At 70.0% G+C, this 23,469-nt stretch carries 26 protein-coding genes; 17 read left to right on the top strand and 9 right to left on the bottom strand.

Going from position 1 to position 23,469, the window contains the following annotated elements; all coding sequences use genetic code 11:
- Positions 1-1,076, bottom strand: a 1,076-nt coding sequence (locus ACFV9H_RS22645) for an ATP-binding protein (protein ID WP_385401047.1), incomplete at its 3' end; no start/stop codon positions are given.
- 363 nt (positions 1,077-1,439) lie between these two features.
- Between ACFV9H_RS22645 and ACFV9H_RS22650 the strand changes: the two genes are divergently transcribed.
- The 5 genes from ACFV9H_RS22650 to ACFV9H_RS22670 all read left to right on the top strand — a co-directional run bounded on the left by ACFV9H_RS22650 (position 1,440) and on the right by ACFV9H_RS22670 (position 4,823).
- Positions 1,440-2,039, top strand: coding sequence for a hypothetical protein (locus ACFV9H_RS22650; RefSeq protein WP_385401050.1), 600 nt, complete (start codon positions 1,440-1,442; stop codon positions 2,037-2,039).
- A gap of 102 nt (positions 2,040-2,141) precedes the next feature.
- Positions 2,142-2,789, top strand: a complete 648-nt coding sequence (locus tag ACFV9H_RS22655; protein ID WP_385401053.1) for a hypothetical protein — start codon at positions 2,142-2,144, stop codon at positions 2,787-2,789.
- Between the two features lie 247 nt (positions 2,790-3,036).
- On the top strand, positions 3,037-3,447 hold the full coding sequence (locus ACFV9H_RS22660) for a hypothetical protein (protein ID WP_385401055.1): 411 nt from the start codon (positions 3,037-3,039) through the stop codon (positions 3,445-3,447).
- Positions 3,448-3,540: 93 nt separating this feature from the next.
- The gene (locus ACFV9H_RS22665; RefSeq protein WP_385401058.1) at positions 3,541-4,611 is read left to right on the top strand and encodes a sulfite exporter TauE/SafE family protein; all 1,071 of its coding nucleotides are present in this window, start codon (positions 3,541-3,543) and stop codon (positions 4,609-4,611) included.
- Positions 4,608-4,823: a heavy-metal-associated domain-containing protein gene (locus tag ACFV9H_RS22670; protein ID WP_385401061.1), complete on the top strand. Its 216-nt coding sequence runs from the start codon at positions 4,608-4,610 to the stop codon at positions 4,821-4,823. Before ACFV9H_RS22665 ends, ACFV9H_RS22670 begins: the two co-directional genes overlap by 4 nt.
- Positions 4,824-4,975: 152 nt before the next feature.
- On the opposite strand, the gene ACFV9H_RS22675 is transcribed toward ACFV9H_RS22670, so the two are convergent.
- Entirely contained in the window at positions 4,976-5,413 is a 438-nt protein-coding gene (locus tag ACFV9H_RS22675; RefSeq protein WP_385401064.1) for a DUF4345 domain-containing protein, read from the bottom strand.
- 84 nt (positions 5,414-5,497) lie between these two features.
- Between ACFV9H_RS22675 and ACFV9H_RS22680 the strand changes: the two genes are divergently transcribed.
- A complete protein-coding gene (locus tag ACFV9H_RS22680; protein WP_385401067.1) occupies positions 5,498-6,118 on the top strand; it encodes a TetR/AcrR family transcriptional regulator in 621 nt (206 codons plus the stop codon).
- A gap of 7 nt (positions 6,119-6,125) precedes the next feature.
- Here ACFV9H_RS22680 and ACFV9H_RS22685 read toward each other — a convergent pair whose 3' ends face one another.
- Positions 6,126-7,016 (bottom strand): LysR family transcriptional regulator, encoded by an 891-nt coding sequence (locus ACFV9H_RS22685; RefSeq protein ID WP_385401070.1) that lies wholly within the window; start codon positions 7,014-7,016, stop codon positions 6,126-6,128.
- Positions 7,017-7,151: 135 nt separating this feature from the next.
- Between ACFV9H_RS22685 and ACFV9H_RS22690 the strand changes: the two genes are divergently transcribed.
- Positions 7,152-7,610 (top strand): nuclear transport factor 2 family protein, encoded by a 459-nt coding sequence (locus tag ACFV9H_RS22690; protein WP_385401073.1) that lies wholly within the window; start codon positions 7,152-7,154, stop codon positions 7,608-7,610.
- Between the two features lie 130 nt (positions 7,611-7,740).
- Positions 7,741-8,457, top strand: a complete 717-nt coding sequence (locus ACFV9H_RS22695; protein ID WP_385401076.1) for a hypothetical protein — start codon at positions 7,741-7,743, stop codon at positions 8,455-8,457.
- Positions 8,458-8,557: 100 nt separating this feature from the next.
- On the opposite strand, the gene ACFV9H_RS22700 is transcribed toward ACFV9H_RS22695, so the two are convergent.
- A complete protein-coding gene (locus tag ACFV9H_RS22700; RefSeq protein ID WP_385401079.1) occupies positions 8,558-9,346 on the bottom strand; it encodes an MBL fold metallo-hydrolase in 789 nt (262 codons plus the stop codon).
- 82 nt (positions 9,347-9,428) lie between these two features.
- Here ACFV9H_RS22700 and ACFV9H_RS22705 point away from each other — a divergent pair, with 82 nt between their 5' ends.
- On the top strand, positions 9,429-10,028 hold the full coding sequence (locus tag ACFV9H_RS22705) for an ABATE domain-containing protein (protein ID WP_385401082.1): 600 nt from the start codon (positions 9,429-9,431) through the stop codon (positions 10,026-10,028).
- 52 nt (positions 10,029-10,080) lie between these two features.
- Here the strand turns inward: ACFV9H_RS22705 and ACFV9H_RS22710 are convergent, their stop codons facing one another.
- Together ACFV9H_RS22710 and ACFV9H_RS22715 are read right to left on the bottom strand one after the other, a co-directional pair.
- The gene (locus ACFV9H_RS22710; RefSeq protein ID WP_385401085.1) at positions 10,081-10,734 is read right to left on the bottom strand and encodes a tetratricopeptide repeat protein; all 654 of its coding nucleotides are present in this window, start codon (positions 10,732-10,734) and stop codon (positions 10,081-10,083) included.
- A 94-nt stretch (positions 10,735-10,828) separates the two neighbouring features.
- Entirely contained in the window at positions 10,829-11,776 is a 948-nt protein-coding gene (locus ACFV9H_RS22715; RefSeq protein ID WP_385401087.1) for a glycoside hydrolase family 16 protein, read from the bottom strand.
- A gap of 867 nt (positions 11,777-12,643) precedes the next feature.
- Between ACFV9H_RS22715 and ACFV9H_RS22720 the strand changes: the two genes are divergently transcribed.
- Positions 12,644-14,734: a bifunctional polysaccharide deacetylase/glycosyltransferase family 2 protein gene (locus ACFV9H_RS22720; protein WP_385401225.1), complete on the top strand. Its 2,091-nt coding sequence runs from the start codon at positions 12,644-12,646 to the stop codon at positions 14,732-14,734.
- Between the two features lie 2 nt (positions 14,735-14,736).
- A complete protein-coding gene (locus ACFV9H_RS22725) occupies positions 14,737-15,984 on the top strand; it encodes an acyltransferase (protein ID WP_385401089.1) in 1,248 nt (415 codons plus the stop codon).
- Positions 15,985-16,035: 51 nt separating this feature from the next.
- Here the strand turns inward: ACFV9H_RS22725 and ACFV9H_RS22730 are convergent, their stop codons facing one another.
- Complete coding sequence (locus ACFV9H_RS22730) at positions 16,036-16,212, bottom strand: hypothetical protein (protein ID WP_385401092.1); 177 nt, start codon at positions 16,210-16,212, stop codon at positions 16,036-16,038.
- A gap of 823 nt (positions 16,213-17,035) precedes the next feature.
- Between ACFV9H_RS22730 and ACFV9H_RS22735 the strand changes: the two genes are divergently transcribed.
- The 3 genes from ACFV9H_RS22735 (at position 17,036) to ACFV9H_RS22745 (ending at position 19,191) form a co-directional block, all read left to right on the top strand.
- On the top strand, positions 17,036-17,521 hold the full coding sequence (locus ACFV9H_RS22735; protein ID WP_385401094.1) for a DUF2975 domain-containing protein: 486 nt from the start codon (positions 17,036-17,038) through the stop codon (positions 17,519-17,521).
- The gene (locus ACFV9H_RS22740; protein WP_385401096.1) at positions 17,521-17,742 is read left to right on the top strand and encodes a helix-turn-helix domain-containing protein; all 222 of its coding nucleotides are present in this window, start codon (positions 17,521-17,523) and stop codon (positions 17,740-17,742) included. Before ACFV9H_RS22735 ends, ACFV9H_RS22740 begins: the two co-directional genes overlap by 1 nt.
- A gap of 180 nt (positions 17,743-17,922) precedes the next feature.
- Complete coding sequence (locus ACFV9H_RS22745) at positions 17,923-19,191, top strand: hypothetical protein (protein ID WP_385401099.1); 1,269 nt, start codon at positions 17,923-17,925, stop codon at positions 19,189-19,191.
- Positions 19,192-19,235: 44 nt separating this feature from the next.
- Here ACFV9H_RS22745 and ACFV9H_RS22750 read toward each other — a convergent pair whose 3' ends face one another.
- On the bottom strand, positions 19,236-19,886 hold the full coding sequence (locus tag ACFV9H_RS22750; RefSeq protein WP_385401102.1) for a CatB-related O-acetyltransferase: 651 nt from the start codon (positions 19,884-19,886) through the stop codon (positions 19,236-19,238).
- 486 nt (positions 19,887-20,372) lie between these two features.
- On the opposite strand from ACFV9H_RS22750, the gene ACFV9H_RS22755 reads away from it, so the two are divergent.
- The 3 genes from ACFV9H_RS22755 (at position 20,373) to ACFV9H_RS22765 (ending at position 22,784) form a co-directional block, all read left to right on the top strand.
- Positions 20,373-20,828 carry a transglycosylase SLT domain-containing protein gene (locus ACFV9H_RS22755; RefSeq protein ID WP_385401104.1) on the top strand — a complete coding sequence of 152 codons (456 nt, stop codon included), beginning with the start codon at positions 20,373-20,375 and terminating at the stop codon, positions 20,826-20,828.
- 216 nt (positions 20,829-21,044) lie between these two features.
- Positions 21,045-21,860, top strand: a complete 816-nt coding sequence (locus ACFV9H_RS22760) for a DUF1206 domain-containing protein (protein WP_385401106.1) — start codon at positions 21,045-21,047, stop codon at positions 21,858-21,860.
- A 555-nt stretch (positions 21,861-22,415) separates the two neighbouring features.
- Positions 22,416-22,784 (top strand): hypothetical protein, encoded by a 369-nt coding sequence (locus ACFV9H_RS22765; RefSeq protein ID WP_385401108.1) that lies wholly within the window; start codon positions 22,416-22,418, stop codon positions 22,782-22,784.
- Positions 22,785-22,862: 78 nt separating this feature from the next.
- On the opposite strand, the gene ACFV9H_RS22770 is transcribed toward ACFV9H_RS22765, so the two are convergent.
- The gene (locus ACFV9H_RS22770) at positions 22,863-23,327 is read right to left on the bottom strand and encodes an ATP-binding protein (protein WP_385401110.1); all 465 of its coding nucleotides are present in this window, start codon (positions 23,325-23,327) and stop codon (positions 22,863-22,865) included.
- Positions 23,328-23,469: the final 142 nt, after the last annotated feature.

Consider the following 23,469-nt stretch of genomic DNA (forward strand, 5'->3'; position numbering starts at 1 on the left):
ATGTCCTCACCGGCGAGGTTGTCGTCCTTCTCGCGCAGCAGCTTCTTGTCACGCGCGTAACGGTTCACCAGACCCGTCAGCGCCGCACGGAAGCCCTCCTCGTGCATACCGCCGTCGTGGGTGCGGATGGCGTTGGCGAAGGAGTAGACGCCTTCGTTGTAGCCGGTGTTCCACTGCATCGCGATCTGGGCGGACAGTGTCCGCCCGGGGTCGGAGGCTCCGATGGAGATGACGGTGGGGTGGATGGTCTCGCCCTTGCGGGAGTTGAGGTGGGTGACGAAGTCGGCAATGCCGTCCTCGTACTGGTAGGTCACCTTGCGTGCTGGGCGGACCGTGTCACCGTCGGCTGATTCGGCGCCGGCGGTGGCTCTTGCCGAAGCGCGTTCGTCGGTGAGTGAGATGGTCAGGCCCTTGTTGAGGAAGGCGACTTCCTGGAAGCGCCGGGAGAGGGTCTCGAAGGAGTAGTCGGTGGTCTCGAAGATGCGGTCGTCGGCCCAGAAGGTGATGGTGGTGCCCGTGGTGGCGGTGGCTTCGTGCCGGGCGAGCGCATCGACGGGCACTCCGTCCTTGAAGTCCTGGCTCCACCGGTAACCGTCCTTGCGCACCTCGGCGGACACCTTCGTGGACAGGGCGTTGACGACGGACAGGCCGACACCGTGCAGGCCTCCGGAGACGGCGTAGCCGCCACCGCCGAACTTGCCGCCCGCGTGCAGCACGGTGAGAACGACCTCCAGGGCGGGCCTGCCCTGCGAGGCGACGATGTCGATGGGAATGCCGCGGCCGTTGTCGACGACCTGGACGCCACCGTCGGCGAGGATGGTGACGCCGATGGTGTCGGCCACGCCGGCCAGCGCCTCGTCCACGGAGTTGTCGACAACTTCCTGCACCAGGTGGTGCAGGCCGCGCTCGCCGGTCGACCCGATGTACATGCCCGGCCGTTTGCGGACCGCGTCGAGCCCGTCGAGAACGCTGATGCTATGGGCGTCGTAGGACGGAGCCGACGCCGGGCCACTGCCGGCGAGCGAGGCGGTGACGGCGCCCGAGGCGGGCTCGGTCGGGTTGCCGGGATCGGTCACGAAGGACTCCTTCAGGGCAGCACAAGCCGCGCTCCCGCAGGGGAGCGGCGTGTGGAGAGGGGGACGCGGTAGGCAGCGCGGACTGGCCGGACGCGGTCATGGATGGATGTTCGGCACCGGGTCCGACATCCATTCCATTCTATTTGCCGTCAGGGTCTACTCAATGGCCTATCGCCCCTCTGGACCTCCCAGGCGCCCGGGTGGGGAGATGTCAAGGGGGGTGGCCTATCCCCCCTTGTGTGGCAACGAGTTCGGCGCCCAGATGGCCGCACAGGCCCTTGAGGGGGCTTCGGGCGGGAAGGGCTGCGGGGGCAATTGAAAAACCTCATCGACGGGAGCCAGGCGGGTTCGTACCCTCGCGATGTGCCCGTACCCCGAAAGACCGACTCTTGGCAGCAGGTGGAATCCCGGCGGGACTTCGCGGCCTTCCTTCAGCTGTTGTCGGCCGACTGCGAGATGGCGTGCCGCGGGCAGGCATCCAGCACATCTGCGGCTCCGCGCTGGACCAACCCGTCCGTGGACGGGTTCCTCTGGGCCTGGGTCCGGCTTCTGGGGAGCCGGCTCGACGGCACCGACCTGCTGCACGAGGAGGCTTGCGGTCGGCCCGGATGGCGAGGGCTGGCTTTCCAACTGGACGCCCTCCGCACCTACGAGCCTGGGTTCGACAGTGCTCTCGCCGGTTCCGTCGCCACGCCGGACGAGGTGGACGGCGCCCACGACCTGCGCATGTATGTCGCGACGCTCGCCGTCGACTTCACCCGTGACCAACGGGCAACCCGGGCGAAGCTCAGCCGAGGTGAATGGGCCGGTGACGGTGGCAGTTGGGTGCACAGCGCGCTGTACAACGTGCTCGACGCCTGGGCGGCCTGGCTGGCCGCCGACTCGCCATTCCACGCCCAACTCGAACCGGTCACCTGGTGGTCAGTCGCCCACCAGCTCGCAGCGGCCCAGGTGTACGAGTAGCCACGACGGACCGGATCGCTCGAGACGACGGCGGCTCTGGTGGACTGGGGTCGCTGGTGAGCTGATGCTCCGGTGGATTGAGTACGGGTACTCATGTGGGTGGTGATCAGCAGCCTGCATGCTGCGGACATGCGATCGATATCCCTCCCGAAGTCCCTGCTGGCGGCCACGCTCGGTGGTGTCGTCGTCCTGGCCGGCTTCGGCGTGCAGAACGCCGGCGCTGCTCAAACCTCCATGGTCAGCGTCGCCGCGACGAGCGACGACGATGCGGAGATGTGGTTCCTTGGGTTGGCGAACCTCATCTCGCAGAGCTGCGCTCCGGACGTCTCAGGCGGCGCCGGTGATGTGGCGCCGGCTTCCACGGCCGACACCGCGGCAGTGGAGCCGGCCCCCGACTCCACCTTGCCCATCCTGGTCGATGCGGTGCCGCTGCTCGCTGAGGAGCAGTGCGCCGCCGAGAGGCACGCAGGGCGCATCAGCAGGGCGTTCTCTGGCGCGGACACGGCCACGTACGAGCAGATGCGGCAGAAGCTGACGAGCCTGGGCTACCCGGCGGCGCGGATCCATCGCATGCCGGACTTCTCGGGCGAGCCCGTGGCAAGGCTCGACCTGCGCGTGGGAGCCGACCGGTTGGCTCTGGAGGTCACCGGTGGCCATCTGGGCGTGATGGTCGAGGCGTTCGGCGCTCCGGAGGGCGTGAGCGTGACCGAAGTGCGCCTGGAGCCGCAGCTGGACGCGCCCACGTCCTGAGGCCCTTGCCGACGCCCCACCGGGGCCGTGCGTCGGCTTCGGCGGGGCGGCCGCCACTACCGGAGTTTCGCTGACGCCGCTGATGCCTCGGCCTGTGCGCGCAGGCCGGCGCGAAGGGGTCCGTGCCGGGGACGAGGCGTGCAAGGCCGTGGCCGGTTCATGTCGGGCGTCGACCGTCGCGCCGCCTGACCCCACACCGGCAGGGCGGTGGCTGGGCACCCGGGAGTGGCTGGGTAGAGTCGAGGGCATGCTCGTCCGCCCTGCCCGGCGCTCCCGACCGGCCGTCGCCGCCTTCCTGGCCGGTGTACTGCTGGCCTGCGCCTACTTGATGTGGAGCCCCGGGCACACCGCCGCGATGAGCGTGCCCGACCTCATGCCGGGCATGACAGCGATGGCGGCACAGGACACGGCGCCGGATGCCGGACAGCATCCGGCCCTCGCCACCGCCGGCCACGACGGTTGCCCGGCGATGAGCATGGACTGCCCGCTCGCGAGCGCGCACCCGCCCCTTCCCGTCGCTCTCGCCGCACCACCGGGCTCGGTGCCCCTCGCGCAGCCGGCCGTGGTCGACCCGGAGTCGGCACGGAGCACCGAGGACGGTTGTGCCTGGCCGAGGGCACCTGACCCGGTTGCTTTCCTCTGCGTCAGCCGGACCTGACACGCTCCCGCACCCGGATCGGTCGCGCAGCGACCGACGGGTGCCTCGCCGTGTCCTGATCCGGTACCCGTCCCTTGGGAGAGTTCCTCCTCCATGTCCACCACGTTGTTCGTCACCGGCCTGACCACCGGCCTCTTCGCGGGCGGCGCCTCATGTGCTGCCGTCCAGGGCGGCCTCCTCGCCGGGGCCGTCGGCCGCCGTGCCACCGCCTGGACGCCCGAAGCCTGGGAGCGCAGCGGTCTGTTCGCTCCGGTCGGCGCGTTCCTCGGCGGCAAGCTCGCCTCCCATGCCTTGCTCGGCGCCGCCCTGGGACTTGCCGGGGCCGCCGTCCAGCCGGGCCCACACGCCCGAGCTGTTCTCCTGGTGGCCGGCGCTGTGTTGATGGTGCTGTTCGCCCTCGACATGCTCGGCGTTCGAGCCGTACGCCGCTTCGTGCCGCGGCCGCCCACCTCCTGGGGACGGCGGGTGCGCAGGTCCGCGAAATCGACGGCCGTCACCACGCCGGCCGTCCTCGGCTTCCTCACCGTCCTCATCCCCTGCGGAGTCACCCTCAGCGTCGAACTGATCGCCATCACCACCGGCTCACCCCTGGCCGGCGCGGCGGTCATGGCCGGCTTCGTCCTCGGGACCGGGCCGCTCTTCGCCGTACTCGGGTTCTTCCTCCGCTCCGCCGCCCGCATCTGGGCGGGCCGGCTCACCGTGGTGACTGCCGTGATCGTGCTGGCCGTCGCGGTATGGACACTCGCGTCCGGGCTGCGCCTCGGCGGCTGGTGGCCCGCCCCTCCGCCCGCCGCTGCAGCCGCAACCGTTCCTGCGGAGACTACGGTTACCACCGTCAACGGCACGCAGACCATCGCCGTTCAGGCCCGTACGAACTCCTACGCGCCCACCGACATCACCGCCGTCGCCGGAGTCCCGACCAAGCTGGTCGTCGCCACCCGCGGCACGAACGGCTGTGTCCGCTCCTTCGTCGTCCCCGACCGCGGCGTCCAGGAAATCCTGCCCGTCACCGGCGAGACCGTCATCGACCTCGGCACCCCCAAGCCCGGAGTACTCGCCTTCACCTGCGGCATGGGCATGTACGGCGGCGAAATCCGCTTCCAGCCGCCCGCCAACCTCACCACCGGCCCGAATCCCACCGCACCTCAGGAGACCGCCCGATGACCCTCCGCCTTGAGTTCGCCGTCAGCGGCATGCACTGCAACAGCTGCGGCCTCCTCATCGACGACGAGATCGAAGAACTTGCCGGCGTGACCGCCAGCACCACCGACCTGCGCACCGAACGGACCGTCGTCGAACTCGACCGGCCCGTTCCGGCCGAGCAGATCATCGAGGCGATCGCCACGGCCGGGTACACCGCCACCGTGGCCGGCTGACCCCCGGTCAGGGCGGCCCCGGCCCACGAGGGCCGCCCAGGCCGGGCAGCGGAGGCCGGGGCTCCCTGCCCGGTTCCCCGCCCCGATGGGCGGCGCAGAGGTGAGCCCCGTTGTCTCCACGACGCGGCGCGTACGGTGCCGGGCGGCGCGGGTCAGGCAAGATCCGGAAGAGACGGCCCGGCGGCCGGCGCACCCGCGCTCCGCCGCTCCCGGGACGCCCGCTCGTCGGCGTTCGCCAGCCAGAACCAGACCGGCGGGAAGGCCAGCTCGATCACGGTCAGTGCCACCTGGAACCAGTGCGGCCACCCGTGCACCGCCAGGGACAGCAGCCGCCCCAGGCCGCCCAGCAGGAACACCGCCGCCAGCCATCGCACCACCCTCGCCGGGACGGGGTCCTGCCGGGCCGCCCACAGCCAGGCCAGCCCGTACCCGGCGAAGATCGCGCCGAAGAACCGACCCAGGCTGTCCAGAGTGGGGCCGGCGTCGGCCTCGCCCGGAATCGCGGCATTGCCGCCGATCACGTGGAACAGCCCGATCGCCGTGCAGGCGATTCCCATCACCCATGCGAACACCCGGAGTGCCTTGGCCATGACTCCACCCCACTTAGTTGACGCGTGTCTACTTAACTTCAGGGTAGCCCCCCTTGGTAGACGCGTGTCAAGTAATCTGGGTGCATGCCGCCCCGCCGACGCCTGTCCCCTGCCGACCGCCGAACCCAGCTGCTCGCCGTCGGCGCCCGCCTCTTCTCCGCCGCCCCTTACGACGACGTGCTGATGGAGGACGTCGCCCGGCAGGCCGGTGTGTCCCGCGCCCTGCTCTACCAGCACTTCCCGAGCAAGCACGCCCTCTTCGCCGCGGTCTACCAGCAGGCGGCCGACCGGCTGTTGGAGGCGACCACGTTCGACCCCGGTGCCACGCTCGTCGAGCAGCTCGCCCAAGGCCTGGACGCCCACCTCGACTACTTCATCACCAACCGCCACGCCGTCCTGGCGGCGAACCGGGTGCTGGCGGGCGACCCTGTCATCCAGACGATCATGACGGACGAACTCGACGCCCTGCGCTCACGCCTGCTCGGTGTGCTCCCGCTCGCCGACGAACGCACGCACGCCGCCGTCTCCGCGGCACTGAAGGCCTGGCTCGTGTTCGTCCAAGTGCTGTGCGTGGACTGGCTCACGCGCGAAACCTGCACCCGCACCGAGCTGCGGGACACCTGCATCGGCGCGGCGGTCGGCGCCCTGCGACCGCTGCTCTCCGAGGACCCCGCCCCGAACTGGCCGCCCGCCCCGCCCGCCTGAACCGCTGTCACATCGCGACGGGGCCGAGGTCGGCGGCGGTTTGGGCCAGTGCGCGGATGGTCGGGCTGTCGGCGGTGGTACGCCAGGTGAGCGCCCATTCGAGGGTGGGGGCGTCATGGAGGGGCAGGAAGACGATGCCGGGGGGCTTGTTGTAGCGCGCGGCGAGTTCGCCGAGCGGGTGGACGCAGCGTCCGGCAGCGACCAGAGAGAGGATGTCGTGGAACGTCCGCGCGGCGGGCCCGCGGGGGATGCGGCGGCCGAGCGGGGTACGGGTGGGGACCATGGAGGCGACCCAGTACTCGGGGGCTTCGGGGCCGAGGTCGACGACGTGGTTGTCGGCGAGGTCTTCCAGGGACGCGGTGCCGCGTTGGGCGAGGGGATGGTCTGCGGCCACGGCCAGCACGCGGCCCCCGGTGAGCACGGTGGGGCCGACGGTGAGGTCCGGTTCGGCGACGGGCAGCCACAGCACGTTCACGTCGTGCTCTCCGGCGCGCAGGGCGGTGAACGCGTCGGAGCCGTTGATTTCGCCGAACTGGATGTCGCTGCCCGGGTAGCGGGTGCGGAACGCGTCGACGAGCGGCCGTAGTTCGTGTCCGGCGTGGCCGAAGACGCCCAGCCGCAGGGTCCGGCCCGTGCCGGGGCCGGCTGCTTGGGCGCGGGCGAGTCCCGCGTGGAGGAGGTCGAGGGCCTGCTGGAGGTCTTCACGCAGGCGCCGACCGACGGGGGTCAGGGCCACGCGTCGGCTGGTGCGATCGAACAAGGCCACGCCGAGACGGCGTTCTTGTATGCGGATGGCCTGGCTGACACGGGCCTGGGACACGTGAAGCCGTTCGGCGGTGCGGCCGAAGTGCAGCTCTTCCGCCAGCGTCAGGAAGATCTCGATGTCACGCAGCTCCATACATAACCCCCACCTTATGGATAGCTCCACGGACTCTACATTGTTCGGCCGCTGACCTGCATCGATGCTGGACACGTCTCCCAACGGCCAGGCGGCAGACGCCTCACCGACGCATCGATAAGGCAGGGGAAACCGATGAGCGATATGCAGAACCTCGTCGATCGCTTCGAGATCGAGGAGCTTCGCGCCGAGGTCACCGACGCGGTGATGATGCGCGACTTCGACCGTGTCGCCTCGCTGTTCACGCCCGACGGCATCATGCGATGGCCACACATCGACAAGGAGTTCATCGGCCGCGAGGAGATCCGCGCGGGAATCGAGTGGGGGCAAGGCCTGTGGGAGTTCTTCGTGCAGAACGCCCACCCCGGCGTCATCCGGCTCGACGGCAACACGGCGGTCGGACGCGTGTACATCCATGAGTTCGGCCGGATGCACAACGGCAGCTCGCACCTGAACCACGCCCTCTATCACGACCGCTACCAGCGCACGTCCGACGGCTGGAAGTTCAGCGAACGCGTCTACGAGGTCAGGTACCTCGACTCCACCCCGCTCACGGGCTCACCGCCCCTGCCCCTGGGGCGTGGCCGCGTCTGACGACCGAGCTCCCCGGTCCGCCGCGCGGCCAGGCTCATTTCGCTGCGCGCCGTCCCCCAGGAGTGGCCGAGTCCCCGCCCCCGCCCTTCCTGTTCCCTTCGCCCGATCCATCCCATGGAGGTCGTTCCAGATGTCTGTCCAGTCCCCGTCCACCAACCGTGCCGCCGAGCGCGTGGCGACGGCACCGGCCCGGGAGCCCGGCGGCACGGTGAGCATCGCCGTGTTCTTTCTCCTCTTCATCCTGGGCGTGATGTTCAACAGTGTCTTCGCCACCGCGACTTATCCCGCACCGGACGACCCGGCCGACCTGATCCTCGAGTGGCGCCGGGACAACGGTGATGTGGCGCGCCTGTCGGGTGCGGCGCTGAGCGTCGCCGCGCTCGTCTTCACATGGTTCTGCTCCTGGCTCGCCTCGGTGATCCACCGGACCGGCCGGACGCAGGCGGCGTTCGTCGTCTTCGCCGGCGGGCTCTTCTCCGCGCTCGGGCTCTTCCTGTGCGGGGTGCTGCAGTGGGTCGCGCAGAGGCCGGAGACGCTGGCCGAGATGCCGGTCCTGCGCGTGGTGCACCAGATCGCCTTCATTCTCGGCGGGCCCTTGGTGGTGACCAGCCTCGCTCCGATCGTCGCGGTCGGCGGCATCGCGCTCCTACGCGCCGGGCTGCTGCACAAGTGGCTCGGTTACGTGGGCGTCGCGCTGGGCGTGATCTGCCTGGGGTCGGTCGTCATGCTGATCCCCGAGGACGGCAGCCTCGCCTTCCTCGTGCCCATCGGCCGGTTCCTCTCGCTGCTGTGGCTGACGGTGGTCGCCGTGGTGCTGACCCGTCGCGTCGGTCGGGTGCGTCCCTGAGAGGTGGCGAGGAACCGCTGCGGACGAAAGGCCTTCACGCCGCGTGCGTGAAGGCCTCCGTCAGTTCCCGGTCGGGGTCCGTCCGCCCGGCCGGGCGAGGTCAGCCCCGGTCGCCCAGGTCCAAGCGGTCAAGCAGCCCGGCGTCGGTGAAGGCGGCGACCAGTTCGTCACGTCCCTCAGTGAAGTGCCCCCAGCTGTCGTAGTGGACGGGAACCACCCGGCGAGCTCCGAGAATGGTGGCGGCGTCGGCGGCCTGCGCGCTGTCGAGGACGATCAGTGCGCCGTCGAAGAGGTCGGTGAAGCGAGGGGCTCCGGCGAACAGGATGGCGGTGTCCACCGGTCCGAACCGATCGGCGATCTCCTTCACCAGGCCGAGGGAGGCGTTGTCGCCGCTGACGTAGACCGTGGGCAGGTCCTGCCCGGTCAGGACGAACCCGACGACCTGGCCGGTGAACGGTTCGACCTCCTCGCGCGTGCCGGGCCCGTGGAGGGCGGGCACACCCGTGACCGTGATGGTGCCGCCACCGGCTCGCTCGAGGTCGATCGACTCCCAGTCGGCCAGCCCCTTGGCCCCCGCCCCCAGCCGCTGTCCGCCCCCGGGCGTGGTCAAGGTCAGGGGAACGTCGGCGAGCAGTGCCCGGCCGGACTCGTCGAGGTTGTCGGGGTGTTCGTCGTGGGAGAGCAGGACCACGTCTATGCGGCCGAGGTCGGCAGGCGTGGCGGAAGCGGGCGCCGTCTTGGTCAACCGGCCGCCCGGCACGGGGTACTCGCGGGGCGCGTCGAAGGTGGGGTCGGTCAGGAATCGCAGGCCGCCGTACTCGAAGAGTGCGGTCGGGCCACCGAAGACGCGGACGGGAATCTGCTCAACGGGCGTGCTGGTATCAACCATCGGAACCTCACGTTTGGGTTGCGGTCCATCCGTGATGATCATAGGCGACTCACGGATGGATGCAAGGCGTAACATGAGAATCATGAGTGAGACCCCGAGCTTCGAATCCGTGCGACTGCCTGCCCCGGGGGCGGAGGACTACCTCGCCCTCGACTTCGTCAACAGCGCCATCGCGCTGCCCGGAGGGCAGTTCATCGATTTCCTCGGCACCCCCGAGAACGCGAATCGGTGGCTCACCGACCACGGACTCGCGCCGGCCGATGCCGGGGTGCAGGAGATGTGCGCGACGCAGCTGCGCTCCCTGCGCGAACACCTCAGGTCGTTGTTCGCCGCTCGCGTCGGCGGACTGCCCGCCCTGCCCGTGGCCCTATCCGCCGTCAACGAGGCGCTGAGCATGGCTCCCACGGCAGGGCTGCTCTACTGGGACGAGAAGAACGGCCCCTACCGCGCGGCGCCGTGTCCCACCAACGAGATCCTCGCCCGCGCTCTCGCGACCCTCGCGGCCAATGCGGCCGACCTCCTCACCGGCCCCGACGCCGAACGCCTCACCGGCTGCGGTTCCACCCCCTGCAACCGCTACCTGCTGCGCCACGGACGCCGACACTGGTGCTCCATCCGCTGCGGCGACCGGGCCCGTGCGGCCCGCGCCTATGCCCGGCGCACCCAGACAAAAGCAGACTGACGAACGTGGAGAGGCGCCTGACAAGGGTCCTGCCCCGTCAGGCGCCTCAGGTCTACCAGTGGTACTTGACGAAGAGCTGAGCGCTGCCGTCACCCAGCGGGAGGCACGTGTAGTCCACCCACCAGCGGTAGCGTTGAAGCGCCAGGTCGAACCGCCCGGCCAGCCTGTCGACGAGCGCCAGATTGCGCAGGGCCAGCGCGTGACCGTGCTTGCTGCCCACCTCGGCGAACATCTCCAGTGCCTCCTCCAGCAGCCGCGCGGCGGCTTCGTAACGCTGCCGGAAGAGCTCCAGGCTGCCCAGGCTGTACGTCATCGCCGCCCGGCCCAGGACGTCCTCGCCCTGTCGGCAAGCCTCCAACACGCATGCGTGCGTGCGCTGCCAGTCGTCCAGATGGCCCCGGGGCTCGAAGAGGGTGGCTGAGGTCATGGCCAGATCCCGGGCGAGGGCGGGTTTCCTCAGTGCCGCTGCCCGCGAGACGGCGGAGCCGAGCGACAGCCGCTCGGCTTCCAGCCACCCGGCCGGCTCGGCCAGAACCGAGTCCACGACATCGGGGGGCAGGTGCCAGCGCTCCGCCGGCCCGTGGATGACCGCGAAGTCGCCCCCGTACTCTCGGCGATGAGCGCCCTCGGCCAGGGCGAGCCGGCCACCCAAGGCCCTGCCCAGTACGTCGTCCCGCTGGGCGTCCGAATCTTCGGAAGCGGCCAACTCCCGGGCGGGCAGCCGGATGAGGTCGTGAAACCGGTAGCGCTGCGGTCGCAGGAGCGATTCGTGGCCGCCTGCCGCCGCGGTAGGACCGGGGTCAGGACTTCGGCACGGTGTTGATGTGGTGGGTGCCGGCGCTGTAGAAGCCGTCCACCGTCTTCTGGACATCCGCCTGGGAAACGGCCTCATCGGCCTTGTAGTAGAACCAGTTGACCTTCATGTCCCATGTGCGCTGACCACCGGTGAAGGGAAGGTCGATGAACCAGTTGCTGAAGTGGACGTCCATCTTCTCGCGGGGGACGTACTTGCCGGAGCTGGTGAACAGCTCCTTGCCGTCCAGGGAGTAGGTGACCTTGCCGTTCATGGCGGTGATCATCAGGATGTGCCAGCCCTCAAGGCGCTGCTTGAGCGTCTGGTTGACCCGGTCCGGCGGATCGGCCTTGAACCAGCTGACGTTGTCGAGTCGCGGCCCCACCGAACCCCAGCCGCCGTTCGGCAGGTACTCGAAGTCGAGTTCGCTGTAGTTGGCCGAGGAGTCCGCGGGGGAGATCGGAAAGAAGGTCTGGACGACGTGATCGCCATTGCGGCCGCTCGTGGGCTTGTCGCTGAAGTGGACCCGAGCGGCGAAGGTCCCCGTGAAGAGGTTCTTGCCGGTGCTCTGCACCTCGACCTGCTTGGTGCCCTGCTTGGTGCCGTCGGTGGAGGACTGCAGCTGCAGGACCCTGCCTCCCTGGGCGGTCGGGTCGGAGGGGAAGGCGGCACCACCGGTGGACCAGGTGTCCTTGATCCCCGGACCACCACCATCGGTCCGCACCTGCCAGCCGTGGGCGGTGAGCGAGGGGTCGTCGGGGCCGCTGTACTGGAAGTCGTCGAACAGGGTCCCCGGGGGTCCGGACGGGGTCGGCGAGGCGCTGGGTCGGCCGTCAGCGGCACCCCCGCCGGCTGCGGGGCCGCCGCCGGAACACGCGGCCAGTACGCACAGGAGGGCCGGCAGCGTGAGCGCGGTCCACGCACGGCGACGAGAGGTGCGACGGGGCTGGCTCACACGGGCTCCTTGGGGCGTAGAGGCGGTACCTGGACACGCCCCTTGCAGGATCAAATGACTATGACCGGTCAGATGAGGGGGTCATCTTAACGACGGCTCGGATGGTGTCACGCAGGTGGTCACCGCAGATGGTGGGCTGGCCGCCAGGGGCGCCAGTACGCGCCGGTAGGCATTTCGATCCGATTACGACACTTGAGCAGATGGAGCTAAATCCAGACATCGCGTCGAATTGGATTCAGGCCAGTGCACTAGCGTTCGCCCTGCGATCCCGCGGTCTACGTACCCTGCAATGAAAGGCCTCGCAAGGTGCGCACAGTCATCACTTCCATGGAACGCGGATCGGCGCACCAGGCACAACCTGAGACGTCCGAGTCGAGCTTTGAGGAGCCCGCTCCGGCACCGGTGTTCGTCGACCAATCGGGTCTCCGCGGCCGTCTGCTGCGGGGCTTCGGCTGGCCGGTCTCCGTGGTCGGTGCGGTCCTGGCGGTCGCCATGGGCAGCAGCCTGATCGGTGTGCAGGCGGACGCCCCGGCGATGCGCATACCCGCGCAACCCGCGCAACCCTCGCAGCCGCCAGCCCCGTCGCCCTCACCCGCGCCGTCGCTGTCGCCCACCCCGGCACGCTCGTCACCCCCGTCGTCCTCGTCGTCCTCGCCTCGGACGGCCACGCGGTCCGCGTCACCCCAGACGAAGACCTCGGCCGGCACATCGAAACCCACCACCACCGCGCCGCGCGGGGCAAAGCCTTCGGGTCAACCGACCAAGCGCCCCTGATCGTCCGCACCACCCCCTCCAGGAGCGTCATTGTCCCGCCACCAGCGCCGCCGGCAGTCCCTGCGCAGGCCGCGCCGACTGGCCGCCCCGCCGCTGCGCTTCTTCATGCCGCTGTCCCTGCTGGCCTGCCTGCTCGCGCTGCTCGTCCTGCGCGGCCTCGCCACCAACGAGGCGTTCCACGACGACCGGATCGCGATCTCGGTCGACAAGGACACCGTGCCGCAGAACCTGCTCAAGGGCGGTCCGATCATCGACGCGCGCGGCAGCAAGAACGAGCACCCCGTGAGCTACCGCATCCCCGACCGCACCGTGGTGCTGAGCTTCGACGACGGTCCCTCGCCGGAGTGGACCCCCAAGATCCTGGAGCTGCTCGAGGCCCGCAAGATCCGCGCCGACTTCTTCGTGACCGGCGCGATGACCACGCGCCACCCGGACCTGATCCGGCAGATCGTCGCGGGCGGCCACGAACTCGGCGTGCACACCTTCACCCACCCCGACCTGGTGTACCAGTCCCACGCCCGGATCAGCTGGGAGCTGGCGCAGACGCAGCTGGCGCTGGCCGGCGTCGCGGGCGTGCACAGCGCGCTGTTCCGCCCGCCGTACTCCTCCGACGCCACCGCGCTGGACGACTGGAACTACCCGGTGATCAAGTACGTGGGTGCGCGCGGCTACCTCACCGCGTTCATCGACAAGGACACCGACGACTGGAAGCGGCCCGGCGTCGAGGAGATCGTCAAGGCGGCGATGCCGTCCAAGCCCGGTGCGGGCGAGATGATCCTGCTGCACGACGCGGGTGGCGACCGTACCCAGACCATCGCCGCGCTCGAGCAGATCATCGACAAGCTGCAGGCGCAGGGCTACCGCTTCACCACCATCTCCGAGGCGCTCGGCGCCTCCAGCGCCACCGTGCCGGTGCACGGTTTCCAGCTGTGGGCGGGCAAGGGATTCATCTGGGCCACCCAGTTCGCCGTGCTCACCCTGCCTGTGCTGGTCGCGCTGCTGGCCCTCGTCGGCTTCCTCAACTTCGGCCGGTTCGCGCTGATGATCGTCCTCGCACCGATCCACGCCCGCCGCGCCAAGCGGCGGGACGCCTGGGGGGCGCCCGTCACCGAGCCGGTCACCGTACTGGTCCCGGCCTACAACGAGCTCGAGTGCATAGCCAACACCCTGAACTCCCTGGCCGCCAGTGACTATCCGATCGAGGTGATCGTCATCGACGACGGCTCGACGGACGGCACCGCGGACATAGTCGAGGAGATGGACCTGCCGTTCGTCCGGCTGATCCGCCAGGTCAACGGCGGCAAGTCCTCCGCGCTCAACACCGGTATCGCGGCCGCCTCGCACGACATCGTCGTGATGATGGACGGCGACACCGTCTTCGAGCCGTCCACCGTGCGCGAGCTGGTCCAGCCCTTCGGCGACCCGGGGATCGGCGCGGTCGCGGGCAACGCCAAGGTCGGCAACCGCGACAGCCTGATCGGCGCCTGGCAGCACATCGAGTACGTCCTCGGCCACAACCTGGACCGCCGGATGTACGACGTGCTGGGCGTCATCCCGACCATCCCCGGCGCGGTCGGCGCCTTCCGCAAGGAGGCCCTGCGACAGGTCGGCGGAATGAGCGACGACACCCTCGCCGAGGACACCGACATCACCATCGCGGTGCTCTGCGAAGGCTGGCGGATCGTCTACGCCGAGGAGGCCCGCGCCTGGACCGAGGCTCCCGCCAGCCTCCAGCAGCTCTGGTCCCAGCGCTACCGCTGGAGCTACGGCAGCATGCAGGCGATGTGGAAGCACCGCGGCGCGGTGACCTCCCGCGGCCCGGCCGGGCGCTTCGGCCGGCTCGGGCTGCCGCTCATCGTGCTGTTCGGCGTGGTCGCCCCGCTGCTGGCGCCGCTGGTCGACATGTTCCTGGTGTACGGCGTGCTGTTCGGGGACGCCCCGATCACCCTCACCAGTTGGGGCGGCTTCATCCTGCTCCAGGCCGCGCTGTCCTGGTACGCCTTCCGGCTCGACCGCGAGAAGCCTTGGCACCTGATCAGCCTGCCGATCCAGCAGCTGGTCTACCGGCAGCTGATGTACATCGTCCTGTTGCAGTCCGCGATCACGGCGATGACCGGTGGCCGACTGCGCTGGCAGAAGCTGCGGCGCACCGGCGAGGTCGCCACCGCACCCGTGGAGGCCTGACCATGACCGCATCCGTCGAGTCCGGGCGCGCCTACGACACCGTCCAGTTGAGAGTCCCCGCCGTTCTTCGGCAGGAGCCGGAGCCGGAGGCACCGGTCCAGCGCAAGGGCGGCCGGGACCGCTATCTCGACCTGCTGCGCGCGCTGGCGCTGGGCCGTGTGGTGCTCTACCACAACTTCGGCTGGTTCTGGCTGCCCCTCGTCTTCCCGTCCATGGGCGTGATGTTCGCGCTGGCCGGCTCCCTGATGACCCGCTCGCTCAGCCGTCCCGCCCTCGGCGTGATCCGCGGCCGACTGCGCCGCCTCCTGCCGCCGATGTGGCTGTTCGGCGCGATCGTGATCACACTCCAGATAGTCGACGGCTGGGGCCCCGACTCCGAGGGCCACCCCAACTGGTGGTGGGGCAAGCTGGCGTTCTGGATCCTGCCACTGAGCACCCCGCCGTTCGGGGAGGAGCTGGCCGGTCTCCACCACCACGTGGAACAGACCTGGGCCGAGCAGATCATCGTCCCGCTCTGGTACCTCCGGGCCTACCTCTGGTACGTGCTGCTCTCGCCGCTGATGCTCTGGGCACTGCGCAAGTTCCCGGTGGTGACGCTGTTCACGCCGCTGGCGGTGTTGATCGTCATGAACACGTTCTTCGTCGACCAGGAGTTCATCTACGGCCGGGTCTGGGAGACCGCCAACGACTTCACCATGTTCGGCTCCTGCTGGATCCTCGGCATGGCTCACCAGGAGGGACTGCTCAAGAAGATCCCTCAGTACGTGGTGCCGTCCATCGCGCCGCTGATCATGGTGGCCGGCCTCTGGTACCTGCAGACCCGGCCGGTCGATCCGTCCCAACCGACCGACATCGAGGCCTGGCCGATCGCCCAGGCCCTGTGGTCCCTCGGCTTCGTCGCCATGCTGCTCCACGTCAGCCCGTCCTGGGAACAGTGGCCGAGGCCCCTGGAACGCTGGAACGGCCTCGTCAGCCTGCTCAACTCGCGCGCCGTCAGCGTCTATCTCTGGCACCAGGTCGCGCTGGTGGCCGCGATCCCGCTGATCGACCCCCTCTGGAGCGTCCCCTTCGTCTACGCCAACTTCCAGTGGTTGCTGGCCAGCCAGTGGTTCACGCTGCTGGTGGCCATCCCGCTGGTCGGCCTGCTGGTGCTGACCTTCGGCTGGGTCGAGGACGTGGCCGCCAAGCGCTCGCCGAGACTCTTCCCGTACCCGCGCCGCCAACGGGGCAAGCGCCGGGCCGCCGACTGATGGGGCAGCCCGCGGTCGAACACCGAGTACCCCTTGCAGGGGTGTCCGGTGTCAGAAGCCACACGGGCTGAGTTCGACGATGGCCGCGAACGGGTGTCCCCAGACGTCTTCCGCGGGCGATCCCTCGTCGACCGCGAGCGGTTCGAGGGCGGCAACCTCGCGCAGGAAGTCCCGTTTGCCGTTCTCGCCCGGGTATGAGTTCCAGCAGGCGCCCATGAACCGGTACACGTCTCCAGCAGCCGCACGAAGGTCTCGGTGTCCCGGGCGAAGGGGAACGGCCCCTCGCCGTCGCAGAGCATCGACACCGCGCCCGTCTCGGGGTGGACGAGCACCCGGCCGGTGTCGGCGTACGCCAGGTCGAAGGTGCCCAGGTGCAGCAGGCCGTTCTCGTCGGGCTCCAGCCCGTGCGCCTTCCCGTCGGCCCAGGCCGGCGTGAACGTGGCGACCCCGGCGGCGAACCACGTCGGCAGCCCCGCCGTCACGGCCGGCTCCCGGGGAGGGGGAGTGGGCTCTTCCCGGGTGCCGGGCTGGTGGAAGCCGTGGTCGTCGTCCGGGTCGAAGAGGACGGGCCCCTCGACGGAGCACTCGACGGCGGCGTCGTGCGGCCGCTCGGTGAACTCGCCTTCCGCCGGCGCGGGGAGTCGTTGGCCGGTGGCCGGATCGAGCCGGCGTTCCCGGGTCCACTGCGACCACAGCTTCAGCAGGAGGCGGCCGTCCGGGGCCTCGTGGACCTCGACGTTGGCGTCCCCGCTCAGGTTCGGCTTCGGCGACCAGGTCGGCGTAGGCGTCGTGGCCCAGCACCTTCGCGCCGAAATGCAGCCACGAGGCGAACTCCACCCGCGACACCTCGGCTCCGTCGAGGATCGTGACGGCCTGGGCATAGGCCTCGCGACCGGCGGTGAGCAGGGCTGCGGGGGGAGGCGAACGGCGTTTCAAGATCGTCACGAGTCGTACGGACATGCTGTCGGCCCCCTCATCCTCTGTCCCAGCCCTTGCCTCGCCTATCGAAAATCGATAGATTCTCATTGTAATTCGATGGAAGGTTGGGGATATGGGAAAGCTGACAGTGGGAGCGCTGCGTGCCGTGCTCGTGGTGGTGCTCGTCGGCACGGTGTTCGTACAGGCATTGATGGTGTGGGCGTTGGCCACGGACCCGGAGGACGGGTCGCTCCCGCTGACCCCGCTGCGCCTGATCACGATCCTGGGCATGGTGTCGGCGCAGGTCGCCCTGGTCTGCGTGTGGCGGCTGGTGACGATGGTGCGACGCGGCACCGTGTTCTCCCACGCCGCCTTCCGGTACGTGGACGGCGTGATCGGCGCGATCGTGGCGGCCGCCCTCGTGTGGTTCGCGGTCACGGCCATCAATGCGCCGGGCCAGCGGGAAGACCCGGGTGTCACCGTCATCATGGGCGGGGTCGGCGTGGCCATCCTCGGGGTCGCCCTCATCGTGCTCGTGCTGCGGATGCTGCTCGCTCAGGCCGTCGCGCGCGACGTCGAAGCCGCGCAGATGCAGGCCGAGTTGGACGAGGTGATCTGATGCCGATCGCCGTCGACATCGACGTGATGCTGGCCAAGCGGAAGATGTCCGTGGGGGAGCTCGCGGACCGCGTGGGGATCACTCCCGCCAACCTGGCGGTACTCAAGAACGGCCGCGCCAAGGCGGTGCGCTTCTCGACCCTCGCCGCGCTCTGCGAGGTGCTCAAGTGCCAGCCGGGCGACCTGCTGCGCTGGGAGGCCGAGGACACGGTGGGCGATTGAACCGTGCCGGCCTACGCCTCATCGCCGATCCTGCCCGCCATTGACCAACTGTGCGAGCACCCCGAGGCCGTACCCGAGGAGATCGCGCCGCACCCGGCCGGCAACTCGTCGCCATACCTGGCCGAACCCGCCGCGAAATCCATTTGGTCCGGTCCCGCCCATCGTCCATGATCAGGGGCGATGAGCAACGCATTTGACGACGTCCGGCGCCACGTGGCCTCCGGCGACATACCCGGCGCTGTCCGAGCCCTGCGCCCCCTGACCGACACGGCCGCTCTCGGCGACCTCGCGGCCGAAGTCCGCCCGCTCGCCGAGGCCGTCGGGTTCGACGACCTCGCCAAGGCCGCCAAGAAGGCCGCCCGGAAGCCCGGCGACCCGCGCCGGCTCTACGAGTTCGGCTACCTGTGCATCGAGCACGGCATAGCCTTCGCCGCCGTACCGGCCATGCGCGAGGCGCTGCGCCTGGCCCCGGGCTCCGCCCGGCGGATCCTGTCCGAGCTGGTCGCCGCGCTGGAGGCGGAGGACCGGCACGCCGAGGCGACGCGAGAACTCCTGCGCCACGAAGCCCTCCTGGAGCCGTGGCCCGGCCAGTACCTGGTGGCGTACAACGCCCTGCTCTCCGGCGACTTCGCCACCGCCCGCGACCGGGCAGTGGGCCTGCCCGCACCCGACGACGACACCTGGACCTGGGCGTACGGCCGGCTGCGCCGGATGCTCGACCGGGCCGAGGCCGCCGCCCGGGTGGCTCGGCTGGACGCCACGGACCTCCGCGGCTGGCAGTTCGCGCTGACGGGGACACTGCTCGGCACGCTTTCCCCGTACGGCTTCGAGGTCATGACGGGCCGTTACGCCTACCTGAGCGACAGCTACGAGGCTTGCCGGCGCGGCCTGGACCGCCTGTCGGCCGCCCTGGAGGCGGCCGGTCACCGCCCGGACGCGGTGAGCGCCCTCCCGGGTCGCTCCGACGCCATCCTCGCCCTGGCGGCGGCCGAGATCCTGGGTCTGGAGCTGGTGCCGTACGACCCGGACCGTCCGGGCACCCTGCTCGTGGCCTACGACCTGAGCGCGCACGACGAGGACGTCCAGGTCGGACTCCGTGACCGCGCGCCCGGTCAGGTCCTGTACGAGCACGCGACCCGGTGGACCGAACCCGGCACGGTTCCGGCCGACTTCAGCGGTCTACAACGGCAGGTCGGTTCCGAGCCCTGGGGCGAGCAGCTGGGTGTGGACGGTCGCAGCGAGGCGGACTCCCGGCCGCAGGAGGCGATCGCCCGCGACATCGTCACGGCCGACGCGGCCGAGGCCGACCCCGGCGACGGCTCCGCTCCCGCGGACGCGGACTCCGACGCGGCCTTCCGCGCCTTCGCCGCCGGCATTGCCCCGCTCTGGCTCCAGGGTCCGCGCGTCGCACTCCGTTCAGCGGGCCCGGTCCGGAGCAACCGCTTCTGAGCCGCTGAACCAGGGGCCCGGCCTGCCGGTAGTGGGCTGATCGCTCAGCCTCGTGGTGCGACCTTTTCGAGGTCGTCGACGGTGCCGGACATGATGACGCGGATGTGCCGCGTCAGGTGGGGGACGGGCCAGTCCCACCAGGCGAGCTCGAGCAGGCGGGCGATGTCGTCGTCGTGGTAGCGGGTGCGGATGACCTTGGCCGGGTTCCCTCCGACGATCGCGTAGTCGGGGACGTCGTCGACCACGACGGCGCCCGAAGCGATGATCGCGCCGTTCCCGATGCGAACCCCGGGCATCACCATGGTGTGGTAGCCGAACCAGACATCGTTGCCGACGACGGTGTCGCCCCGGCCTGGCAGTCCGGTGATCAGGTCGAAGTGCTCGGCCCAGGAGCCGCCCATGATGGGGAAGGGGAATGTGGAGGGTCCGTCCATGCGGTGGTTGGCGCCATTCATGATGAACCGCACCCCGGTGCCCAGCGCGCAGAACTTCCCGATGACCAGTTTCTCCGGCCCGTAGTGGTAGAGCACGTTGCGGGTCTCGAACGCGGTCGGATCCTCCGGATCGTCGTAGTACGAGTAATCTCCGGCCTCGATCAGCGGCGACGTCACCAGCGGCTTCAGCAGGACCACACGAGGCTGGTCGGGAAACGGGTGGAGCACGGTCGGGTCCGGGTCTGCGGGAAGACGAATCACGGCGGTCTGCTTTCGGCTCGTAGGGGGTGGCGGCTGCCCATACAGCCTGACGGCACGAACTGCAGGGGGCGCACGCCACAGCTGTTGGCGACCGTGGCGGCCGTAAGGAAGGAACCCCCACCCCCCACATCCCATTCGATTTCGGGGTAATCCGGACACCCGGCTGGGCTTCTCGAAGGTGAGTGGCGGTCACTGTTAGTGAGATTCGGGGCCTGCGGCGGTGAGCCGCCCCACAGGACCCAGGTCACATACGAACCGGGCTAGTAGTCCTTTACCGCCCCATGCGCACCCCTTCGCGCCGCCCGTCACCTGCGGAAACCACGACCTGCGCCCGAGGGGGTCGTTCCGCCCCGGCTGCGAGGGCCGCTAGTAAGCGGGCTCGTTGCCAGGGGGTGGGGGCGTCTGTAGAACTGGATGAGTCGCAGGGCGGCAGGGTGTTTCACCCGCCGCCGACGAACCCCTCTCCTTCGCGTGAGTGGCTCACGCATGTCTTCGGCATGCCCGCGACCGTCCTTGTCGCCTTCGGAAGGTCAATCCGTGTCCAACGCCGTCATCCGCCGCATCGCCGCCTCGAAGAAGACCCTCGCGGGTACCGTCCTCGCCCTGGGCGTCGCCGGTTCCATGCTTGCCGCGGTTCCCGCGCAGGCCGCCCCGATGAGCGCCAAGGCGATCGCGCAGCAGATGATCAAGGACCCGGCCCAGTTCGCCGCCTTCGACAAGATCATCTCGCACGAGAGCGGCTGGGACTACACCGCGACCAACGCTTCCTCCGGCGCGTACGGCCTGGTCCAGGCCCTGCCGGCGTCGAAGATGGCGTCCGCGGGCGCGGACTGGAAGACCAACCCGGCCACCCAGATCAAGTGGGGCCTGGACTACATGAACGAGCGCTACGGCAGCCCGGTCGAGGCCTGGAACTTCTGGTCCGCCAACCACTGGTACTGAGCCACCAACACCAGCAGCAGACGCACGAAAACGCTCGGCAGGGACCTCCCCGCCGGGCGTCTTTGCGTATGTGGCCGCCGAGGCAATCGGAGCGCGCCCCGTGTACAAGCAACGTGCTCAGCTGCTGCTCGACGACTTGTGGGCCCGGCGCGGCTTCGCATGGCGCGGGCCAGAGCGGGCAGGCGTCGCGGGGGAGACCTTCAGGAAGGGTGACTCATGGAGGCATCCACCAGCGGAACCCGGACCCACGGCACGCACGCGGTAGTGGCCGTGGCCGCCCGGTGCGGCCTGGCCACGCGCGGGGTGCTGTACGTACTGGTGGGCCTGCTGGCCCTGCAGATCGCGTTCGGGGGCACCGGGGAGGAGGCCGACCGTTCGGGGGCGCTCAGCGAGCTCGCCGGGCGCCCCTACGGACGGGTGCTCGTGTGGGTCATCGGCATCGGCTTGCTGGCGATGACGCTGTGGCGGCTCTCGGAGGCGGTCTTCGGCGCAGCCGGACCTGACGGACGGAAGCTCACCAAGCGCGTCGCGTCCGCCGCACGCGCTGTCTTCTATGCGGTGCTGGCCTTCTCGGTACTGTCCTTCGCCGTCGGCGCGGGCGGCGGCCGCTCAAGCGACGAGCAGTCGCGGGACGTGACGGCCAAGGTGCTGGACGCCCCGGCGGGTCAATGGCTTGTGGCGCTGGCCGGCATCGCCATCGCCATCGGCGGCATCGTGATCATCGTGGGCGCGGCCCGGCTCGGCTTCCGCGAGGAGATGGACATCGGCCACCTGCCCGAGCGCGTCCGCCAGGGCGTGGAGGCGCTCGGGGTCATCGGCGGCCTCGCACGCGGCGCCGTGTTCACGGCCGCCGGTGGAATCCTCGTCTACGCCGCCGTGTCCTTCGACCCGGGGAAGGCCAAGGGCTTGGACGACACGCTCCGCTCCTTCGCGCAGACCCCCGCCGGGCCGTGGCTGCTGGTCGTCGTCGCGACCGGCCTGGTGCTGTTCGGCGTGTTCTCCTGGGCCATGGCTGCCTGGCGGCGGGTGTGATGCTTGCGCGGATGTCGACCAGGACGCGGCCGCGGCTGAGGCGTGTGCCTGGCCCGCCGGCGGCTGGGGGAGGACCGTCTCTGCTTCGTGGCCCGCCCGCCCGCCCGCGGGCGGTAGCGGCGCTGGTGACGCTGGTGGCGCACGAGGGCGGCCGCACGCAGTGCCCGGGGGGACGGGACAGGGCGCGCGGCCGCCGATCTCGGAGGGTCACCGCCCGCTCGAACGGCGACCCGCCGTCATTCACGCGTATGGCCTCGAACCGGGGGTTCAAACAAGAACGCCGGGAAAATTCGGCGCCCGGCCGGCGCTCTCCGCATGCGGCGCGGCAACTGCCGACCCCGACGCACACAATGGTTAGATTTCGTCTGTTTGATCCCATCGGGGACCCCACGCCAAGGGCAAGGCGCGGGCAGCGGTGAGCGAGTCCGACGAGCGGGCCCGCGGTATCAAGGACTCCCTCCACGGCAAGCGCGACAGGATCTGACCGCACGGGCGAGTCCCCCCTGCATGCCCGGTTCCGTACCGAACTGCATGACACGAGAGAGGTGGCAGCCCATGGACAGCCAGGACAACGACAACCCGGCGGCCGAAGTGGTGGTGGCGGTCGGCGACTGCTCGCCGGAGGACGCTCGCACCGTCCTCGACCTGCTAGAGCACTCGTTCCCCGCGGAGGCCGTTGAGGGCAGCCCGACGGAAGGTGGTGGGGGCGCGACCGTGTGGAGTGCGACCCTCGACGCGGCAAAGCCGGCGGAGCGGCGGGAGACCGCCGTCCGGCTGAAGGACACGGTCAGCGTCACCCTGCAGGGAGGCCCCCGCGCGGTGGAGCGGGTGCATGCCGCGCTTGCCGGGCACTTCGCCATCGAGGACACCGGAACCGTCTCGGGTGACCAGGAGAAGGAGATCGGACTCCGCCTCCGCTCCTGACCAACCGAGGAGGGCGGCCTCGGCACCGCCGCCCGGGGCCAGGACCCGGTGGTCGTAGGCCAGGTCGGCTCACCCGGGTCAGCGGCCCGTGGACCTGCCCGAAACCAGCCGGGACGCCTCGATCTCGGCCCAGACGGCCTTGCCGTTCTCATGGGTGCGGGTGCCCCAGCGATCGGAGATGCGCTCCACGATGTACAGGCCGTGCCCGCCCGGGAGGCCCCGCTGTGGGGACGGGTGGCGGCGGGGCGGCGTCGTCGTGCCGTCGAAGACCTCGATCCGCAGGACTTCGCCGGCCGTGAGCGCGAGCTCGATGCAGCCACCCGCGTGCAGCGACGCGTTGGTCAGCAGTTCGGACACGAGGAGCAGGACGTCCTCGGAGGTCTCGGTCCCGTCCCAGCCCCAGTCCAGCAAGGCCTGGTGCGTGAAGTCGCGGCCCTTGGCCACGTGGCCGCGAACGCCGGACAGGGCCAGTCGACGGCGCTGCCCCGTGACGGAAGGCCCGGCGCGCAGTGGATCGCGTGCTTCCGGCCCGATGGTTTCCACTGTGGTCTCTTACCCCCCACCGTTGACACTGATCACTCCGTTGACACTGATCACTGCTCGCGGGAACCGTCGTGGCCCCGGCCGGCGCGGCCGACGACTTCACGGCCCCGGTGTCCTGGAGCCCGCCCATGACCCGGGAACG

The sequence above is a fragment of the Streptomyces sp. NPDC059874 genome, assembly GCF_042731135.1.
Lineage (GTDB): Bacteria > Actinomycetota > Actinomycetes > Streptomycetales > Streptomycetaceae > Streptomyces.